The sequence below is a fragment of the Paenarthrobacter sp. GQ52 genome (assembly GCF_059759005.1).
This window is the reverse complement of sequence record NZ_JCAXEJ010000006.1, coordinates 21,132-35,981: the sequence shown is the minus strand read 5'-3', so window position 1 is coordinate 35,981 and position 14,850 is coordinate 21,132. Positions and strand designations below refer to the sequence as shown.

The window sequence follows — 14,850 nt, the reverse complement described above, 5'->3', positions numbered from 1 at the left end:
GGGCCAGAGGTTTAGCGTTCCGGAATCACCGCGATGCCCTGGATTTCGATCAGGGCCTCTTTCTGCCAGAGGCGCGTGACGCCGATGCCGGCCATTGCGGGGTACTGCGAGCCCGCCATTTCCCGCCAGATTCGTCCGATTTCGCGGCCGTTCGCCATGTAGTCGTCCACGTCGGTGAGGTAGATGGTCACGTTGACCAGGTCTTCGGGCTCTCCGCCGGCCTCCCGCAGGGTGGTGATCACGTTGGAGAACGCCTGCGTGAACTGCTCCACGATCCCGCCGGGAACGATGTTCATGTTCTTGTCCAGGGCAGTCTGCCCGCCCAGGAAGACAGTGTTTCCGGCAAGGATGCCGTGCGCGAAGCCCGATGGCTTGGGCAGCGATTCCGGGTTGATGGTCTGGTGGCTCATGCTGTTCCTCCTCGTTGTGGCAGCTGCAAAAACTTTTGGAAAGCCTCTGTGCAGATCATTTCCGCCGTGCTACGTTGAGCATATGTGACGATCGTAAAAAAGTCGACACATCACAAATCTCGAAGGGAACCCCGCAATGAAACTAGCCACCTTGCGCACGGCCGGCGGAAGTACGACGGCGGCACTCGCCACGGGTGCCGGCTCTTACATCGCGTTGCCCGCCACTGACGTCGGGGCCCTCCTGGCGCAGCCGGAGTGGCGGTTGGTCGTCGAGAAGGCAGCAGGGGCTGCCGCGTCGAGGGAGCAGAAAGTCATCGCGGCAGGCGAAGGAGACCTCGCACCGCTCCTTCCCCGCGCCGGCAAAGTCATCTGCTGCGGTCTGAACTACGGTGACCACATCCAGGAAATGGGGCGCGAGCTTCCCGAGTACCCCACCCTCTTTGCCAAGTACGCGGACACCCTGGTCGGAGCAAACGACGCTGTGGAAGTCCACGGCAGCGGCCGCGTCGACTGGGAAGCCGAGCTCGCCGTCGTCGTGGGTTCTGAACTGTTCCGCGCGGACGAAGACCAAGCCCGTGAAGCAATCGCCGGTTACACGGTGGCCAACGACGTTTCCATGCGCGACTGGCAAAACCGGACCCTGCAATGGTTCCAAGGCAAAGCTTGGGACGGCACAACCCCTGTAGGCCCGGTCATGGTCACGGCAGATGAAGCCGGCGAACATTTCGACGTCCGCGGTTACGTCAACGGCGAGCTTGTGCAGCAGGGGAACACCAGCACATTGGTGTTCGGCCCGGCACAGCTCCTGTCCTACATTTCGCAATTCACCACCCTGCGCCCGGGCGACCTCGTCCTCACCGGAACGCCCGGGGGAGTGGGGATGGGAATGACCCCGCCGCGCTTCCTCAAGGACGGCGACATCCTCACCACCGAAATCGAGGGGATCGGCCGGCTGGAAAACCAGTTCCGGATCCACGCAGCAGTCCCGGCAAACGCCTGAAAGCCTCACACCTCAATAAAAGGAGAGACCCAATGAGCCAGACCACCACCGAATACCGCCTCGAAGGCGACAACTCCATCTACGCTCAGGCAGACGGCAAGGTTGTCCCCGTCGTCACCCGCGCCGGTGCCGAAGACACCAACACGGCGCAGTCCGGCGACTGCATCCGCGTCTCCGGCGTGAGTATCCAGCACACCCCGGCAACCAAAATCTGGTTCGGCCAGGTGTCCAACACTGCGGGCTACCGCTCACTTCCGCACCACCACGGCGAGGCAGAGACCGGTGGCTACGTGCTCCGCGGCCACGGCCGGATCTACTTCGGCGAGAACTATTCAGAGTTCATCGACATGAAGGCCGGCGACTGGGTATTCGTGCCGCCGTTCATGCCCCACGTAGAAGCCAACATGTCCATCACGGAGGAGCTCGTCTGGCTCACCGCGCGCACGCCGGAGAACCTCGTGGTCAACCTCGAAGACGTCGCCGACGAAACTCTCGCCGACTACCGCCGGGCCTAAGCCATGATCACTGGAACCCTGACCTCGGAGACCTTCCTCAAGGCCGTTGAACTCACGCCCGCAACGGCCGAGGTTTTCGACGAAGCCTATGAAGCAACCACCCAGTACGTGCCATGGCCCAAAGCCTATGGTGGAGACATGGTGGCACAGGCTGCGGCCGCGATGATGCGGTCCGTTGATGCTGGCAGGACTTTGCACTCGATGCACAGCTACTTCATGCGTCCCGTGGATATCGGTTCCAGTGTCCGCTACGAAGTGGAGCGTCTCCGGGACGGCCGCGGGTACTCCACCCGCACCGTCAGGGGCTTCCAGAACGGCAAGCCCGTCTATGCGGCCATGGGCTCGTTCCAGGTTCCCGAGAACGGGCCGGACTTCCAGCCCGAGGCCCCTGCCGCCGTCGAGCCTGAATCGCTGCGGACCGCTGCCGAAGCGTTGGACGGAACGGATGGTCCGGCCGCGGACTACTGGTCCACGGGCCGCAGCTTCGATATGCGTCATATTCCAGGACCGGTATATATAGAACTGGAAGGCGGCTCAGTGCCGCAGCAGGCGATATGGGTCAAGGCCTTTGATGCCCTGCCTGACGACGCCGACCTGCACCGCACAGCGTTGGCTTACGTCTGCGATTACACAATTTTGGAGCCGCTGCTCCGGGTGAACGGACTCAATTGGTCCAGCCCGGGACTCGCCACCGCCAGCTTGGACCACTCGATGTGGTTCCACCGCGACGGTCGCGCTGACGACTGGGTGCTCTACGCCCAGGAGGCTATCTCCGGTCAAAGCAACAGGGGCCTCGCCATGGGCCGCTTCTTTGATCGGCAAGGAAGACTGCTGGCCACGGTCGCCCAAGAGGGCATGATCCGGGCCTGCTCCTAAACAGTTTGCCCCCAACCCCACTCCGCTTCAACAACGCACCACTGAAAGGAACGGCCATGAGCATGATGCCATCGGCCCACGTGGACACGTTCACCCGCGACCACCTGCCGCCCGCCGATACCTGGCCTGCGCTTGAATTCACCCTTCCCGCACTCCACTACCCGGAACGGCTCAATGCTGCTGCGGTACTGATCGACGACGGCGTCGAACAGTACGGCGCGGACAGCCCGGCCCTGCGGACCCCGGACGGCGTTGTCTGGACCTACGGCCAGCTTCAGCAGCGTTCCAACCAGGTGGCCCAGGTCCTCACTGAAGACCTCGGTGTTGTGCCGGGCAACCGCGTGTTGCTTCGCGGGCCCAACAACCCCTGGATCGTCGCTGCCTGGCTCGGCGTGCTGAAGGCCGGCGCCGTGGTTGTCACCACCATGCCCATGCTGCGTTCCAACGAAGTCTCCACCCTCATCGGCCTCACCAAGCCGGTGGTGGCCATCTCTGATCACCGCTTCGTGGACGAGCTCAGGGTCGCGGCGGGGGACCAGGTTAAGGTCCTGACGTACGGGTCCGGTAACGGGTCCGACGACGACGACCTCACCTCCCGCTGTGGGCAAAAGAGCGGCGTGTTCACGGCTGTGGACACTTCAGCGGACGACGTTGCGCTGCTGGGTCCGACGTCGGGCACCACCGGTGTGCCGAAGGTGACCATGCACTTCCACCGGGACATCCTGGCCAACGCGGACACCTTCGCCCGCTTCATCCTTGAGCCAACCGCCGATGACGTCTTCGCCGGTTCCCCGCCTCTGGCTTTCACCTTCGGGCTGGGCGGCCTGGTGGTCTTCCCGCTCCGTTTCGGCGCATCTTCGCTCCTGACTGAGAAAGCCGGGCCCGTGGAACTGGCAGAGCACGCCGCCGCGGCTGGTGCCACGATCCTCTTCACTGCACCCACTGCCTACCGCGCCATCCTGAAGGAGAAGCGGGGGGACCTCCTCCGCAGCCTCCGCGTTGCCGTCTCTGCCGGAGAGCACTTGTCCAAGGAGACCTGGGAAGCTGTCCGCGAGGCTACCGGCCTGCGCCTGGTCAACGGAATCGGCGCTACTGAGCTGCTGCACGTCTTCATCTCCGCTGCCGGCGATGACATCCGCCCAGGAACCACCGGGCGCGCTGTTCCGGGGTTCCGGGCCACCATCCTGGACGACGACGGCAACGAACTCGGCCCGGGCAGCATCGGTCGCCTGGCCGTGATCGGCCCTACCGGGTGCCGCTACCTCGACGATGCCAGGCAGGCAAACTACGTGGTCCGGGGTTGGAACGTCACAGGCGACACATTCGCCATGGACGCCGACGGGTACTTCACGTACCAGGCGCGCTCGGACAACATGATCGTCTCCTCCGGGTACAATATCGGCGCACCCGAGGTTGAAACGGCCATCGACCAGCACCCCGATGTGGTGGAAAACGCCGTCATCGGAATCCCGGACGAAGAGCGAGGCAGCATAGTCTGCGCTTTCATCGTGCTGCGCGAAGGTGTCACCGGCGACGCCGCAAAGCGCAAGGAAATCCAGGACTTCGTGAAGCAGGCCATCGCCCCGTACAAGTACCCCCGGGACGTCCGCTTCGTCAACGAACTGCCACGCAATCCCAGCGGCAAACTCCAGCATTTCAAGCTCCGCGACAGGGTCCTCTCACAGGACAAAACCGGGAGCCAGACCGAACAACTTACCCCCGCCGGCCAGAGCCAGGCCTGAGAAGGAGCAACACCCATGAAAATCGCAATTGTTGGAGGCGGCCCCGGTGGCCTGTACTTCGCAGCACTGATGAAGCAGCTGGACCCGTCGCACGACATCACTCTCTGGGAACGCAACGCTGCCAGCGACACCTTTGGCTTCGGCGTCGTGTTTTCCGATGAGACGCTCGGTGGCATCGGCAACGCCGATCCCGTTGTGGCTGAATACATGAGCCGCCGTTTCGCCCGTTGGTCCGATATCGACATCCATTTCCGCGGCGAGATGATGACAGTCGGCGGCCAGGGCTTCGCTGCCATGAGCCGCAAGGAATTGCTGGAGCTGCTGCAACGTCGCTGCATCGAGCTGAACGTTGACGTGCGTTTCAGCACCTTGGCTCCCGCCGTTGAGGAACTTGAAGCCAACTACGATCTGGTTCTTGCCGCGGACGGCATCAATTCGCAGATCCGTGCCAAGTACGCTGACTCGTTCAAGCCGAACCTGGACCCGCGGACCAACAAGTTCATGTGGCTGGGTACGGATCAGGTGTTCGAGGCGTTCAAGTTCTTCGTGAAGGAAACCGAGTGGGGTGTCATGCAAATCCACGGGTACCCCTACTCGGATGAGGGTTCCACGTTCATCGTGGAAATGCACCAGGACGTGTGGCACGCGGCAGGTTTCGATGAGACTGCCAACGAGGTCTTCCCTCCCGGTGTCTCGGATGAGAAGGCAATCACCAAGATCCGCGAGATCTTCGCCGAGGAACTCAACGGCTACGAGGTCCTCACCAACAACTCCAAGTGGATCAACTTCACCACGGTCCGGAACGAGAACTGGCGCCACAACAACGTGGTGCTGTTGGGCGACGCCGCCCACACGGCCCACTTCTCCATCGGTTCCGGCACCAAGCTGGCCATGGAGGACTCGTTGGCACTGGCCGCTTGCCTGCACGAACACGCGGATGTGGAGTCCGCGCTGGCTGCCTACGAGGCAGAGCGCCGGCCCGTGGTCGCCTCCACCCAGCGCGCAGCCCAGGCTTCCCTTGAGTGGTTTGAGCGCATCGGCCAGTACAAGGACCAGGACCCCACCCAGTTCGCGTTCAACCTGTTGACCCGTAGCCGCCGCATCACCCAGGAAAACCTGCGCCTCCGCGATCCTGAATTCGCAGACGCTGTGGACCGCCGCTTTGCTTCGTCGCAGGGACTAACAGAGGTCGCACCTGCCATGTTCCAGCCCTTCCGTATCGGCGAGCTGGAGCTGAAGAACCGCATTGTGGTCTCGCCGATGGACATGTACTCAGCTACGGACGGCGTTCCGGGCGACTTCCATAAGGTTCACCTGGGCTCCAAAGCACTCGGTGGCGCCGGTTTGGTCATGACCGAAATGGTCTGTGTTTCCGAATCAGGCCGCATCACCCCCGGTTGCAGCGGCCTGTACACGGACGATCAGCGTGACAGCTGGAAGGAAATCGTGGACTTCGTCCACAGCCGTTCCACTGCCAGGATCGGCGCGCAGCTGGGCCACTCGGGTCGCAAGGGCTCTACCAAGCTCATGTGGGAAGGCATCGACCAGCCGCTCGAGTCCGGCAACTGGACCGCCGTCGGCCCTTCCGCCCTTCCCTACGGCCCGGAGAACCAGACCCCCGTGGAGTTGGATCGGGCCGGCATGGATGCCATCAAGGCGGAGTTCGTCGCTTCCACGATCCGTGCCGATGAGGCCGGTTTCGACCTCCTGGAAATCCACGCCGCCCACGGCTACCTGCTGTCGTCCTTCCTTTCGCCGGTATCCAACAAGCGGACCGACGAATACGGCGGCAGCCTGGAGAACCGGCTGCGGTTCCCGCTGGAAGTGTTCGACGCCGTTCGCGCAGCGTGGCCTGCCGGCAAGCCGGTGACGGTGCGCATCTCCGCAACGGACTGGATCGAGGGTGGCAACACCTCCGACGATTCGGTGTCCATCGCCAAGGCGTTCGTCGAGCACGGCGCTGCAGGCTTGGACGTTTCCACCGGCCAGGTGGCCAAGGAAGAGAAGCCCGCCTTCGGCCGCAGCTACCAGACCCCGTTCGCCGACCGCATCCGCCAGGAAGTTGCCGCACCGGCAGGCGTGGCCGTGATCGCCGTCGGTGCCATCTCCACTTACGACGACGTGAACTCCATCCTCCTCGCAGGCCGCGCGGACCTGATCGCCCTGGGCCGTACGCACCTTTACGACCCCCAGTGGACGCTGCACGCTGCAGCTGAACAGGAATACCAGGGCCCGGGCGCCCAGTGGATCCCGCAGTTCCGCGCCGGCCGCCGCAAGCCGCCGAGCTCGCGCACTGACGCCGTTCGCCCGCGCCTTTCCTTGCTAAAGGAAGCCGATATCCAAGAGTCCAACACCCACCTGCGCTGGACTCCTGAGTCCGCCGCCGCATCGGTTCTGGTGAAGTAGCCATGGCGACCGCACCCCTCAACACATGGAATGTGCCCAAGAAGACCACCGGACTGGTGTTGTTCTGCTGCTGGCTCGCGATCCTCGCCGAAGGCTATGACGTGGGCGTCCTCGGGGCCATCCTTCCTGCCCTTGCTGAGTACAAGGAATGGAACCTTAGCCCGTTGGCGCTCGGTGGACTCGGCTCATATGCCTTGATCGGCATGCTTATCGGCGCCCTGTTCATCGGCACCCTCAGCGACCTCGTGGGACGCAAGAAGATGCTCCTGGCTTCCATGGCAATCTTCACGCTCACCCAGGCTGGCGCCGCGTGGGCCCCGACGCCGGAGCTCTTCGGCCTGTTCAGGCTAATCGGTGGCCTGGGAATGGGCGGTGTCATCCCGGTGGCGGCGGCCCTGACCATTGAATACTCGGCACCGAACAAGCGTTCCTACAACTACGGCCTCATGTACTCCGGCTACTCGTTGGGCATTGTCGCCGCCGCTCTTGCCGCCCTGTTCGTCCTGCCCATGGGCGGTTGGCGTGCGGTCATCGCTATTGGCGCTGCGCCGGTAGTGCTGATTCCGATCATCTGGAAGTTCCTCCCGGAGTCCTTGGAATTCCTGGAATCAAAGGGCCGGAAGACCGAAGCCAAGGCATTGGCCACCAAGCTGAACATCTCCAACTACACGCCGGTTTTTGCCGTGGCTCCCAAAGCAGGTGTGCAGGCTGATCCTTGGTGGAAGACCATCACCACCATGTTCTCGCGGAAGTACCTGCGCTCCACGGTGTTCTTCTGGATCTCGCTCTTCTGCGGCCTGGTCCTCGTCTATGGCCTGAACACGTGGCTGCCGAGCATCATGAAGAAGGCCGGCTACGACCTCGGCTCGTCCTTGACCTTCCTCCTGGTCTTCAGCCTTGCTTCCGCGATCGGTGGCCTGCTCCTGGGCCGCGCCGCAGACAAGTACGGCAAGAAGCTCATCCTGGTGGTGTTCTACATCCTGGGCGGGCTGGGCATCATGCTGCTTGTCTTCCCCAACACCATGGTGGTCAACCTGCTGTTCGTGGCCTTCGCGGGTGTCGGATCCATCTCTACATCCCTGGTCCTGACCGGCTACATCGCCGACTACTATCCGGCGAAGGTTCGGGGCACGGCAACGGGCTGGGCCCTGAGCTTCGCCCGCCTTGGTGCCATCTCCGGGCCCTTGATTGGTGGCTGGATCGCAGGCTCGAAGCTTCCCTTCGAGGCAAACTTTGCGATCTTCGCCGGCATCGCAGTATTGGCAGCCGGTGCTGTGGCAATGATTCCCAAGCCACAACCTGAGGTGCCGGTTGCCGCCGTCGACGTTGATCCTGATGATGTCGCTGTCAGCGCCCGCTAGGAGCAATCATGGACAGGTTTCCGGAGGCGTGCGTTGAGCGAAAGGTGGAGTGGGTAGACACCGATGCCTCCGGACACCAGCACAACTCGGCGATCCTGCGCTGGGTTGAGGCTGCGGAAGCTGAGCTTTTCCGCTCGCTGGAGTTGCCGGATTACTTCCCCAGCGCTCCGCGGGTACAGCAAGTTATCAATTACAAGGCGAAGCTGTGGTTCGGCCAGCGCATCACCGCCACGGTGAGGATTCATGCGCTCGGCCGGACCTCGCTGACCATGGCTTTCGATGTAACGTCCGACGCCGGTGAGGTCGCCGCGTACGGGACGGTCACCACAGTGCACGTCCCTAACGGCAGCACCGCTGCGCAGCCTTGGCCGGAACATCTGGTCCGCGCCGTAAAGGGTGTGCCGGCAGCCGAATAGCTCCGCCGAGATGGCAGTTGACACCAATGTTGAAGCCTGGGATTGGTGTCTACTGCCATCTCGGCGAGGGGTTGTCTAGCGCAGGCCCTTAAGGATGTTCTTGGGTCGCTGCATCTCACCGTGTTTGGCACCCAGAACGATCACCCAGGCAGCGAACGCAGGAATGGCCCACTGGAGTGCTTTCAGCTGGGTTTGGGCGGCCTTCAACTCGTCCGATGCGCCGGCCTTGGGTTCCGTGGCACCCTCGGCGCCTTCGCCGGAGAGCTCATCCACCTTCTTGCCCACCACGCCTGCATACAGGGTGACGGCTGCCCCAGCCAACGTCACCACTGTTTTGTAAATGGTGTTGGCGGCGACGCTGTCCTGCTTGGCGATCCGACCTTTGTTTTCCCAAGCGATGGCCAGGTCGGCGGCCAGGTGTCCGGCGAAAGCTGCTGTCTGAACCGGAGCCCACTTACCCCAGCCTTTGCTTGAGAGGCGGGTTCGCTCGGTGGGGTCTTTGGCTTCCGCTGCGGCGCCGTTGAGTCCGATGGCCCCCATCAGCGAGCCGCCGAACCATGCTGCGGCGGTGAGGTCGTGAATGGACCGGGCTACGAGATTTCCTGCCATGATGTGCTTCCTATCGTTGATACGGAAAGGACTTTCTGAGGCCGTATTAGCCTCGAAACAGCGTGGTCCTATACTAAGCATGCTTACTAAGGTGCGGCCAGTCGGTGGAGCGATGCCTTGCGTTTACGCTTAGACCGTGGAGCAGCTCTGGGCGATTCTCGCGTGCACAATTCTTGGTTGTTTGGCCGTTTTCCAGGCTGCGTTGGCGGCTGGCGCGCCCCTAGGGCGGTTCGCTTGGGGTGGGCAGCATGACGTCCTGCCGCGGAAGTTGCGGGTGGGCAGCGTGGTCTCCATCGTGCTGTACGCCTTGTTCGGCTACACGGCGTTGGCAAAAGCGGGTTTGGCGCCGGTACTGGTCAGTGAAACCTTCACCGACATTTTCATGTGGGTACTTACCGCCTACTTCATTTTGGGCGTTGCCATGAATGCGATCTCCCGCAGCAAGCCCGAGCGTTTCGTGATGACGCCGGTGGCGCTGGTTCTTGCAGTCCTCTTCTTGCTTCTTTCGCTTGGTTGATCCCGGACCGGGAGCACGCGGCCCGCGACACTGCAGTTAACCCCGATGTTGCCCCCGAGCATGGGGGTTACCTGCCAACTCGGCGGGGACCAACACCGCACCTATGATGAACTGGACTGGCGCCGGAACTGCGGCGCGGAAATGAGGGCCTTTAGATGTTCGCCGTCCCGGCACCTCCGGTGCGACACCAGCAACTGCTCGTCACGATTTTCGGTCTTTACGGCCGGAATGCGGGCGACGCGTTGCCGGTCTCTGCGCTGATTTCCATGCTGGGCTCGCTCGGTTACGACGCTCCGGGTGTGAGGTCGTCCGTCTCCAGGCTTAAGGCCAAGGGCGTACTGAAGAGTGTCCGCGAGGGCGGAATCGCCAAGTACAAGATTTCCGAGTCTGTCAGCGACGTGTTCCGTGAAGGTGACCGGCGGATCTTCGCACCGGAGCAGCCTGCGCCGGTGGATACCTGGGTGCTGGCCGTCTTCTCAGTGCCCGAATCCATGCGCAACCGCAGGCACCAGCTGCGGTCCGCGCTGCTGGGACTTGGTTTTGGTTCCGTGGCCAACGGTGTGTGGATCGCCCCCGCACACAAGCTGGAGCAAGCGCGGGAACGCCTTACCGCGAGCGGGCTGATCGAGTTCGTTGATCTTTTCCGGAGCGATTACGTGTTCGACGGACCCATGCGGCCCAAAATATCTGAGTGGTGGGACCTCAAGGAACTCGATCAGCAGTTCACCGAGTTCCTCGAGGTATACAAGGGTGCTGAGCAGCAATGGACCGAGCAGGTGGGCGATGATCCGGAAGCTGCCCTGGCTGCGTCCACCGAAGAGCTGCGACGCGACGCATTCCGCTTTTACATTCCCATGCTCACGATGTGGCGTAAGTTCCCTTACCGGGACCCGAACCTCCCCACCGACTACCTTCCGCCCGAATGGCACGGACCAGCAGTTCGCAAGACCTTCCTGGCCGTACACCGCTTGGCGGCACCCCTTGCAGCGGCGCACGCGCATGAGGTCATTGCTGAGGCCTTGAACCCGGCCGCCGCTTGAGCCCTGAGGTCTTGTACGCGGGCGCCTGGGCCTTGGGCGCTTCTCTTTACTCGTTGATGCGGGGGGCGTCGATGATGCCGAACACTTCACCCTGTGGCGCTTGAATGATGGCCATACGTCCCAGGGGGCTCTCCGTTACGGGCATCAGAAGGGTGGAGCCGAGCTCCACTGCCCGTTCCGCAGTGCCTTGGACGTAGTCGCTGGCAAACCAGGTCAACCAATAGTTGGGGGTGGCATCGGGGATGTCGTCGTCATGCTGGATTCCTCCCACTTCCCGGCCGTCCAGCGGCCTGCGAAGCGTGGAGTAGACAAAGCCGTCCTCGCTGGCGTCCTGGTAGCTGACGTCGAAGACCTCAGAGTAGAAGGACCTGGCGGCGGTGAAGTCGCGGGTGTGGAGCTCGTTCCAGCACAAGGAGCCGTGTTCATTGACGCGTTCCGCCCCGATACGGGTGCCGGCCTGCCAGATACCGAAGGCCGCCCCCACGGTGTCGACGGCCAAGGCCATGCGGCCGGACTCCATGACATCGAACGGAGGCGCGATCATTTCTCCGCCGGCCGCGCTGATTTTCCTGGCAGTAAGGTCGACATTGTCTGACGCCAGGAACGTGGTCCACGCGGTGGGCATGCCCGGTGCCTGTTTCGGCCCCACACCAGCGACGGCGCGCCCGCCAAGGTGTGCCAGCAGGTACTCCCCGGCGTCCTGGCCGCCGGCTACGAATTCCCAGCCGAAGAGATCCGCGTAAAAAGCTTTCGCGGCTGCGAGGTTGTCCACGCCCAAGTCCACCCACATGGGCGTCGCTGCCGGCCAGCTCGAGATTTTGGTGGACATGGGACTCCTCGGGGTAGGGCTCTTAGGGGGTGGCTGACTCCCCGAATGCCCGATGCGCCAGGCGTCCGGAGAGACAGCCACTATAAAGTGCGCCGACGTCCCGATTCGTGACACGATTTCGACCCCGGAATTTGAGCCAGCCCTGAACCGCTGACCCCGAAGACCGCCGACCCAAAACCGGCAGCCCCGCATAGGCGGCGGGAAAGCGGAAGCCGCCCTCCCGCCGTCGTGCGTTTCCCGTTAGACCGTGCGCGTTGCCTTGGCGAGGTTCTCGCGGAGTTCGTCCGCGTTCTGCCGGATGACGTAGGCCGGGCGGTCGCGCTCAACGCGCCAGCTGTCCTCCAACGGGCCGATGTTGACGGTGTCGAAGCCGAACTCGTCGTAGAGCTTGGTGACAAGCCCGGCTGCTTCCGGGAAATCACTCGAGGTGGCCAGGGCGCGACGGTTGGCGCTGCCTGCGGGGGCGCCGTCCGTGGTGATGTCCTTGGCAAAGATGTGATTGAAACCTTTGGCCACCTTGGAGGTTGGGAGGTGCTTCTGGAGCAAGCCGGAGGTGGTGGCTTCTCCGTTATCCAGCTCGGGAGTGCGGCCGTCGCGCTCCCAGTAGTAGTTGTTGGTGTCGATGACGATCTTGCCCTCGAGCGGCTCCGTCGGGATGTCCCTGTAGTTCTTGAGGGGAACGGTCACGACGGCGAAATCACCCGCCGCTGCTGCTTCGGCTGCCGTCGCAGCCCGGGCGCGCGGCCCCAGCTCCGCCACCAGCCCGCTCAGGGTCTCGGGGCCCCGTGAGTTGCTGATGACGACGTCATACCCAAGTTCCACTGCTTTGCGGGCGACTTGGCTGCCAATGTGTCCTGCACCGATGATTCCGATTGTTGTCATGACCTTGCAAACAACAAGTTGCAGACGCCTCATTCCCGCGTTACGCAATGTTTCTGAGAGGCTTATACTAAGTAGTCTTACTATGCTGTTTGGCATCGAAGACGAGGAGGTAGGGATGGCCGGGCATTTGGAACTGGTTGAAACGCCTGACGGGGAATTTCGGATTTTGATGGTGGACGGCGACGACGTGTTGATGGGTCTCTCCAAGCGGTTTGCCTCAGTGGATGAGGCCGTTGAGGGAGTTGCTGCCATCAGGGAGGTGGCGGGGACGGGACTCCTTCGCACCTCGACGGCGGAACGATATGCCGTGCTGATGTTGGAGGAACCTGTGATTGATTCTGCGCTGGCAGCGCAGGGTGTGCACGGTGCACAAGGCCGGACGAAGGTGGTCAACTGTGGCAGCTGATACGACGACTCAGAAGAAGCGCGGTGTTCTTTTCGATGTTGATGGAACGTTGATCGATTCGAGCTACTTCCACGCCATGGCTTGGTGGCAGGCGTTCCGACGCGAAGGGTTGGACATCGAGATGTCCGCCATTCATCGTCGAGTAGGCATGGGTGGCGACCGGCTCATCCAGAGCCTGGTTCCGGACTGCTCCGAGGATATGCAGGAAGATCTGAAGTCCGCGCATGGTGCTGTCTTCTCAACGTTTTGGCCGACTCTGCGTACCTTCGCGTCGGTTCGGGACCTTTTGGCCGCGTGCTCCGACGCCGGATTGGCGGTGGGCTTGGCGTCCTCGGCGCAGGAGCGCGATCTGGAAGTGAGCAGACACCTCCTGGACGCCGGATCTTCCATCGATGCGTGGACCAGTTCCAATGACGCCAAGGAGAGCAAGCCCGCGCCGGACATTCTTGAGGCGTGCTTGGAGAAGCTTGGGCTCAGCCCGGAGGATGTGGTGTTTGTTGGGGACGCGGTATGGGACGTGAAGGCCGGCAGTGCCATTGGCATTCCCGTTATCGCACTGACCTGCGGTGGAATCAGTGAGGCCGAATTGCGGGACGCCGGTGCCGCGGAAGTCTATGACAATCCACGGCACCTGCTGGAGAACTTGGAGACCAGCATGATCGGCAAGTTGATGGCTGGTTCGCGGGACGCCTAATGGCTGCTATTAGCGCGGCTCGTCGCTGATTCCTTTGTCCCGTCCGCGGCGGTTCCGCAGGGTCCAAACGATCAACGCGATGATGATGGCTGCCGCAACGCCCGCCAGAATCCACGGAACGACGTCGGTGCGGGTTTGCTCCTGTTGTTCGGTCTCGCTGGTGCCGGGATTGGCAGGTCCGGTGCCGGCGGGATTCGAGACGTCCGTGGTCGGCTCCGCGGTGGGCGTGGCCGTGGAAGGGCCGGAGGGATTGCTGGGTTCCGGCGACGGAGTGGTGGTGGCAGCTACGCTGCCCTGCGCGCCGCCTGCTGCGTTTGCTGCAACGGCAGTGGAAAGCATGGACCCGGCGAAGAGGGTCAAAGCAAGGGTGGTCATGGCTAATCTGCGAAGCATCATTCCTCCTGGGTTACTAGCACGATTCCTCGTGTAGTAAGCATACTGACTAAACCCTGGTTGTGGATGCTATTAGCGGGCGCCGCCGGCAGTGGATCCGGAGCGGCACCCGCGGGCGCCTTAACGCGTGAGCTTGGCGGAATCCGGTTCCTGGTCGCCGATGTGGCCCGGCGCGTTGGCAGCGAGGACGCGCTGGACGAACGCACTGTACTCCTCCATGTAGTGTCGCAACAGCCCGGCCGTTCCTTCGTCCTTAACTGAACCGTCGTCGTCGTACGCATCTGCGACGAAGCGGATATACGCCTCAGGTGCGTTCAGCTGCGGCGCGTCCAGGAAGCTCAAAACGCTGCGCATGGACGACTGCATCACCGCTGTCCCGATACCGCCCGGCGATGCGCCGATGATTCCGGTGGGCTTGCGCGCGAACGAGTTGCTGCCCCACGGGCGCGAACCCCAGTCGATGGCGTTTTTCAATGCGCCCGGAATGGAGCGGTTGTACTCGGGGGAGACGAAAAGGATGCCGTCAGATGCGGCGATGGCATCCTTCAATTCGCGGCCTGCAGGCGGGAAGTCAGCGTCGTAGTCCGCGCTGTACAGAGGGAGGTCCTTGATAGCGATTTCATGGAACTCGAGTTCCGGCGGAGCGACGCTGATGAGGGCCTTGGAGAGGACCCGATTGATGGAATTGCTTGCCAGGCTTCCGACGAAATAACCGATTTTGAAGGTGTCCATAGCGGCTTTCCTTTCCGACGGC

17 protein-coding genes are annotated in these 14,850 nt (G+C 62.6%); 11 read left to right on the top strand and 6 right to left on the bottom strand.

What is annotated here, in order from left to right:
• Positions 1–11 precede the first annotated feature (11 nt).
• Positions 12–410: a RidA family protein gene (locus tag AC6CH8_RS10045; protein WP_091463971.1), complete on the bottom strand. Its 399-nt coding sequence runs from the start codon at positions 408–410 to the stop codon at positions 12–14.
• Between the two features lie 136 nt (positions 411–546).
• Between AC6CH8_RS10045 and AC6CH8_RS10040 the strand changes: the two genes are divergently transcribed.
• Genes AC6CH8_RS10040 through AC6CH8_RS10010 form a run of 7 tightly spaced genes read left to right on the top strand, consistent with a single transcriptional unit; the run spans position 547 to position 8,726 of the window.
• The gene (locus tag AC6CH8_RS10040) at positions 547–1,410 is read left to right on the top strand and encodes a fumarylacetoacetate hydrolase family protein (RefSeq protein WP_498190276.1); all 864 of its coding nucleotides are present in this window, start codon (positions 547–549) and stop codon (positions 1,408–1,410) included.
• A gap of 32 nt (positions 1,411–1,442) precedes the next feature.
• Positions 1,443–1,925, top strand: a complete 483-nt coding sequence (locus AC6CH8_RS10035) for a cupin domain-containing protein (protein WP_498190274.1) — start codon at positions 1,443–1,445, stop codon at positions 1,923–1,925.
• Positions 1,926–1,928: 3 nt separating this feature from the next.
• Positions 1,929–2,801 (top strand): acyl-CoA thioesterase, encoded by an 873-nt coding sequence (locus tag AC6CH8_RS10030; protein ID WP_498190272.1) that lies wholly within the window; start codon positions 1,929–1,931, stop codon positions 2,799–2,801.
• Positions 2,802–2,857: 56 nt separating this feature from the next.
• Positions 2,858–4,543: an AMP-binding protein gene (locus tag AC6CH8_RS10025; protein WP_498190270.1), complete on the top strand. Its 1,686-nt coding sequence runs from the start codon at positions 2,858–2,860 to the stop codon at positions 4,541–4,543.
• 15 nt (positions 4,544–4,558) lie between these two features.
• Positions 4,559–6,949 (top strand): bifunctional salicylyl-CoA 5-hydroxylase/oxidoreductase, encoded by a 2,391-nt coding sequence (locus AC6CH8_RS10020; RefSeq protein WP_498190268.1) that lies wholly within the window; start codon positions 4,559–4,561, stop codon positions 6,947–6,949.
• A gap of 2 nt (positions 6,950–6,951) precedes the next feature.
• A complete protein-coding gene (locus AC6CH8_RS10015; protein ID WP_420179416.1) occupies positions 6,952–8,310 on the top strand; it encodes an MFS transporter in 1,359 nt (452 codons plus the stop codon).
• 8 nt (positions 8,311–8,318) lie between these two features.
• Entirely contained in the window at positions 8,319–8,726 is a 408-nt protein-coding gene (locus AC6CH8_RS10010) for an acyl-CoA thioesterase (protein WP_498190266.1), read from the top strand.
• A gap of 75 nt (positions 8,727–8,801) precedes the next feature.
• On the opposite strand, the gene AC6CH8_RS10005 is transcribed toward AC6CH8_RS10010, so the two are convergent.
• Positions 8,802–9,335 carry a hypothetical protein gene (locus tag AC6CH8_RS10005; protein ID WP_498190264.1) on the bottom strand — a complete coding sequence of 178 codons (534 nt, stop codon included), beginning with the start codon at positions 9,333–9,335 and terminating at the stop codon, positions 8,802–8,804.
• A gap of 136 nt (positions 9,336–9,471) precedes the next feature.
• Between AC6CH8_RS10005 and AC6CH8_RS10000 the strand changes: the two genes are divergently transcribed.
• Together AC6CH8_RS10000 and AC6CH8_RS09995 are read left to right on the top strand one after the other, a co-directional pair.
• Complete coding sequence (locus AC6CH8_RS10000; protein WP_474661897.1) at positions 9,472–9,852, top strand: hypothetical protein; 381 nt, start codon at positions 9,472–9,474, stop codon at positions 9,850–9,852.
• Between the two features lie 155 nt (positions 9,853–10,007).
• Positions 10,008–10,892: a PaaX family transcriptional regulator gene (locus tag AC6CH8_RS09995; RefSeq protein ID WP_091463948.1), complete on the top strand. Its 885-nt coding sequence runs from the start codon at positions 10,008–10,010 to the stop codon at positions 10,890–10,892.
• A gap of 46 nt (positions 10,893–10,938) precedes the next feature.
• Here the strand turns inward: AC6CH8_RS09995 and AC6CH8_RS09990 are convergent, their stop codons facing one another.
• Entirely contained in the window at positions 10,939–11,721 is a 783-nt protein-coding gene (locus AC6CH8_RS09990; protein ID WP_498190262.1) for a VOC family protein, read from the bottom strand.
• A gap of 240 nt (positions 11,722–11,961) precedes the next feature.
• Entirely contained in the window at positions 11,962–12,603 is a 642-nt protein-coding gene (locus AC6CH8_RS09985; protein WP_498190260.1) for an NADPH-dependent F420 reductase, read from the bottom strand.
• Positions 12,604–12,685: 82 nt separating this feature from the next.
• Between AC6CH8_RS09985 and AC6CH8_RS09980 the strand changes: the two genes are divergently transcribed.
• Together AC6CH8_RS09980 and AC6CH8_RS09975 are read left to right on the top strand one after the other, a co-directional pair.
• Positions 12,686–13,009 carry a hypothetical protein gene (locus AC6CH8_RS09980; protein WP_498190258.1) on the top strand — a complete coding sequence of 108 codons (324 nt, stop codon included), beginning with the start codon at positions 12,686–12,688 and terminating at the stop codon, positions 13,007–13,009.
• Complete coding sequence (locus AC6CH8_RS09975; RefSeq protein WP_498190256.1) at positions 12,999–13,703, top strand: HAD family hydrolase; 705 nt, start codon at positions 12,999–13,001, stop codon at positions 13,701–13,703. The genes AC6CH8_RS09980 and AC6CH8_RS09975 overlap by 11 nt, the downstream gene beginning before the upstream one ends.
• A 9-nt stretch (positions 13,704–13,712) precedes the next feature.
• On the opposite strand, the gene AC6CH8_RS09970 is transcribed toward AC6CH8_RS09975, so the two are convergent.
• Positions 13,713–14,078: a hypothetical protein gene (locus AC6CH8_RS09970; protein ID WP_498190254.1), complete on the bottom strand. Its 366-nt coding sequence runs from the start codon at positions 14,076–14,078 to the stop codon at positions 13,713–13,715.
• 138 nt (positions 14,079–14,216) lie between these two features.
• Complete coding sequence (locus AC6CH8_RS09965; protein ID WP_091463944.1) at positions 14,217–14,828, bottom strand: NADPH-dependent FMN reductase; 612 nt, start codon at positions 14,826–14,828, stop codon at positions 14,217–14,219.
• Between the last annotated feature and the right edge of the window lie 22 nt (positions 14,829–14,850).

Coding starts and splice junctions, on each gene's coding strand:
- AC6CH8_RS09985 (WP_498190260.1), bottom strand. CDS start 12,603: ATGACAACAATCGGAATCATCGGTGCAGGACACATTGGCAGCCAAGTC.
- AC6CH8_RS10040 (WP_498190276.1), top strand. CDS start 547: ATGAAACTAGCCACCTTGCGCACGGCCGGCGGAAGTACGACGGCGGCA.
- AC6CH8_RS09965 (WP_091463944.1), bottom strand. CDS start 14,828: ATGGACACCTTCAAAATCGGTTATTTCGTCGGAAGCCTGGCAAGCAAT.
- AC6CH8_RS10010 (WP_498190266.1), top strand. CDS start 8,319: ATGGACAGGTTTCCGGAGGCGTGCGTTGAGCGAAAGGTGGAGTGGGTA.
- AC6CH8_RS10020 (WP_498190268.1), top strand. CDS start 4,559: ATGAAAATCGCAATTGTTGGAGGCGGCCCCGGTGGCCTGTACTTCGCA.
- AC6CH8_RS09990 (WP_498190262.1), bottom strand. CDS start 11,721: ATGTCCACCAAAATCTCGAGCTGGCCGGCAGCGACGCCCATGTGGGTG.
- AC6CH8_RS10015 (WP_420179416.1), top strand. CDS start 6,952: ATGGCGACCGCACCCCTCAACACATGGAATGTGCCCAAGAAGACCACC.
- AC6CH8_RS09995 (WP_091463948.1), top strand. CDS start 10,008: ATGTTCGCCGTCCCGGCACCTCCGGTGCGACACCAGCAACTGCTCGTC.
- AC6CH8_RS10030 (WP_498190272.1), top strand. CDS start 1,929: ATGATCACTGGAACCCTGACCTCGGAGACCTTCCTCAAGGCCGTTGAA.
- AC6CH8_RS09970 (WP_498190254.1), bottom strand. CDS start 14,078: ATGACCACCCTTGCTTTGACCCTCTTCGCCGGGTCCATGCTTTCCACT.
- AC6CH8_RS09980 (WP_498190258.1), top strand. CDS start 12,686: ATGCTGTTTGGCATCGAAGACGAGGAGGTAGGGATGGCCGGGCATTTG.
- AC6CH8_RS10005 (WP_498190264.1), bottom strand. CDS start 9,335: ATGGCAGGAAATCTCGTAGCCCGGTCCATTCACGACCTCACCGCCGCA.
- AC6CH8_RS10035 (WP_498190274.1), top strand. CDS start 1,443: ATGAGCCAGACCACCACCGAATACCGCCTCGAAGGCGACAACTCCATC.
- AC6CH8_RS10025 (WP_498190270.1), top strand. CDS start 2,858: ATGAGCATGATGCCATCGGCCCACGTGGACACGTTCACCCGCGACCAC.
- AC6CH8_RS10045 (WP_091463971.1), bottom strand. CDS start 410: ATGAGCCACCAGACCATCAACCCGGAATCGCTGCCCAAGCCATCGGGC.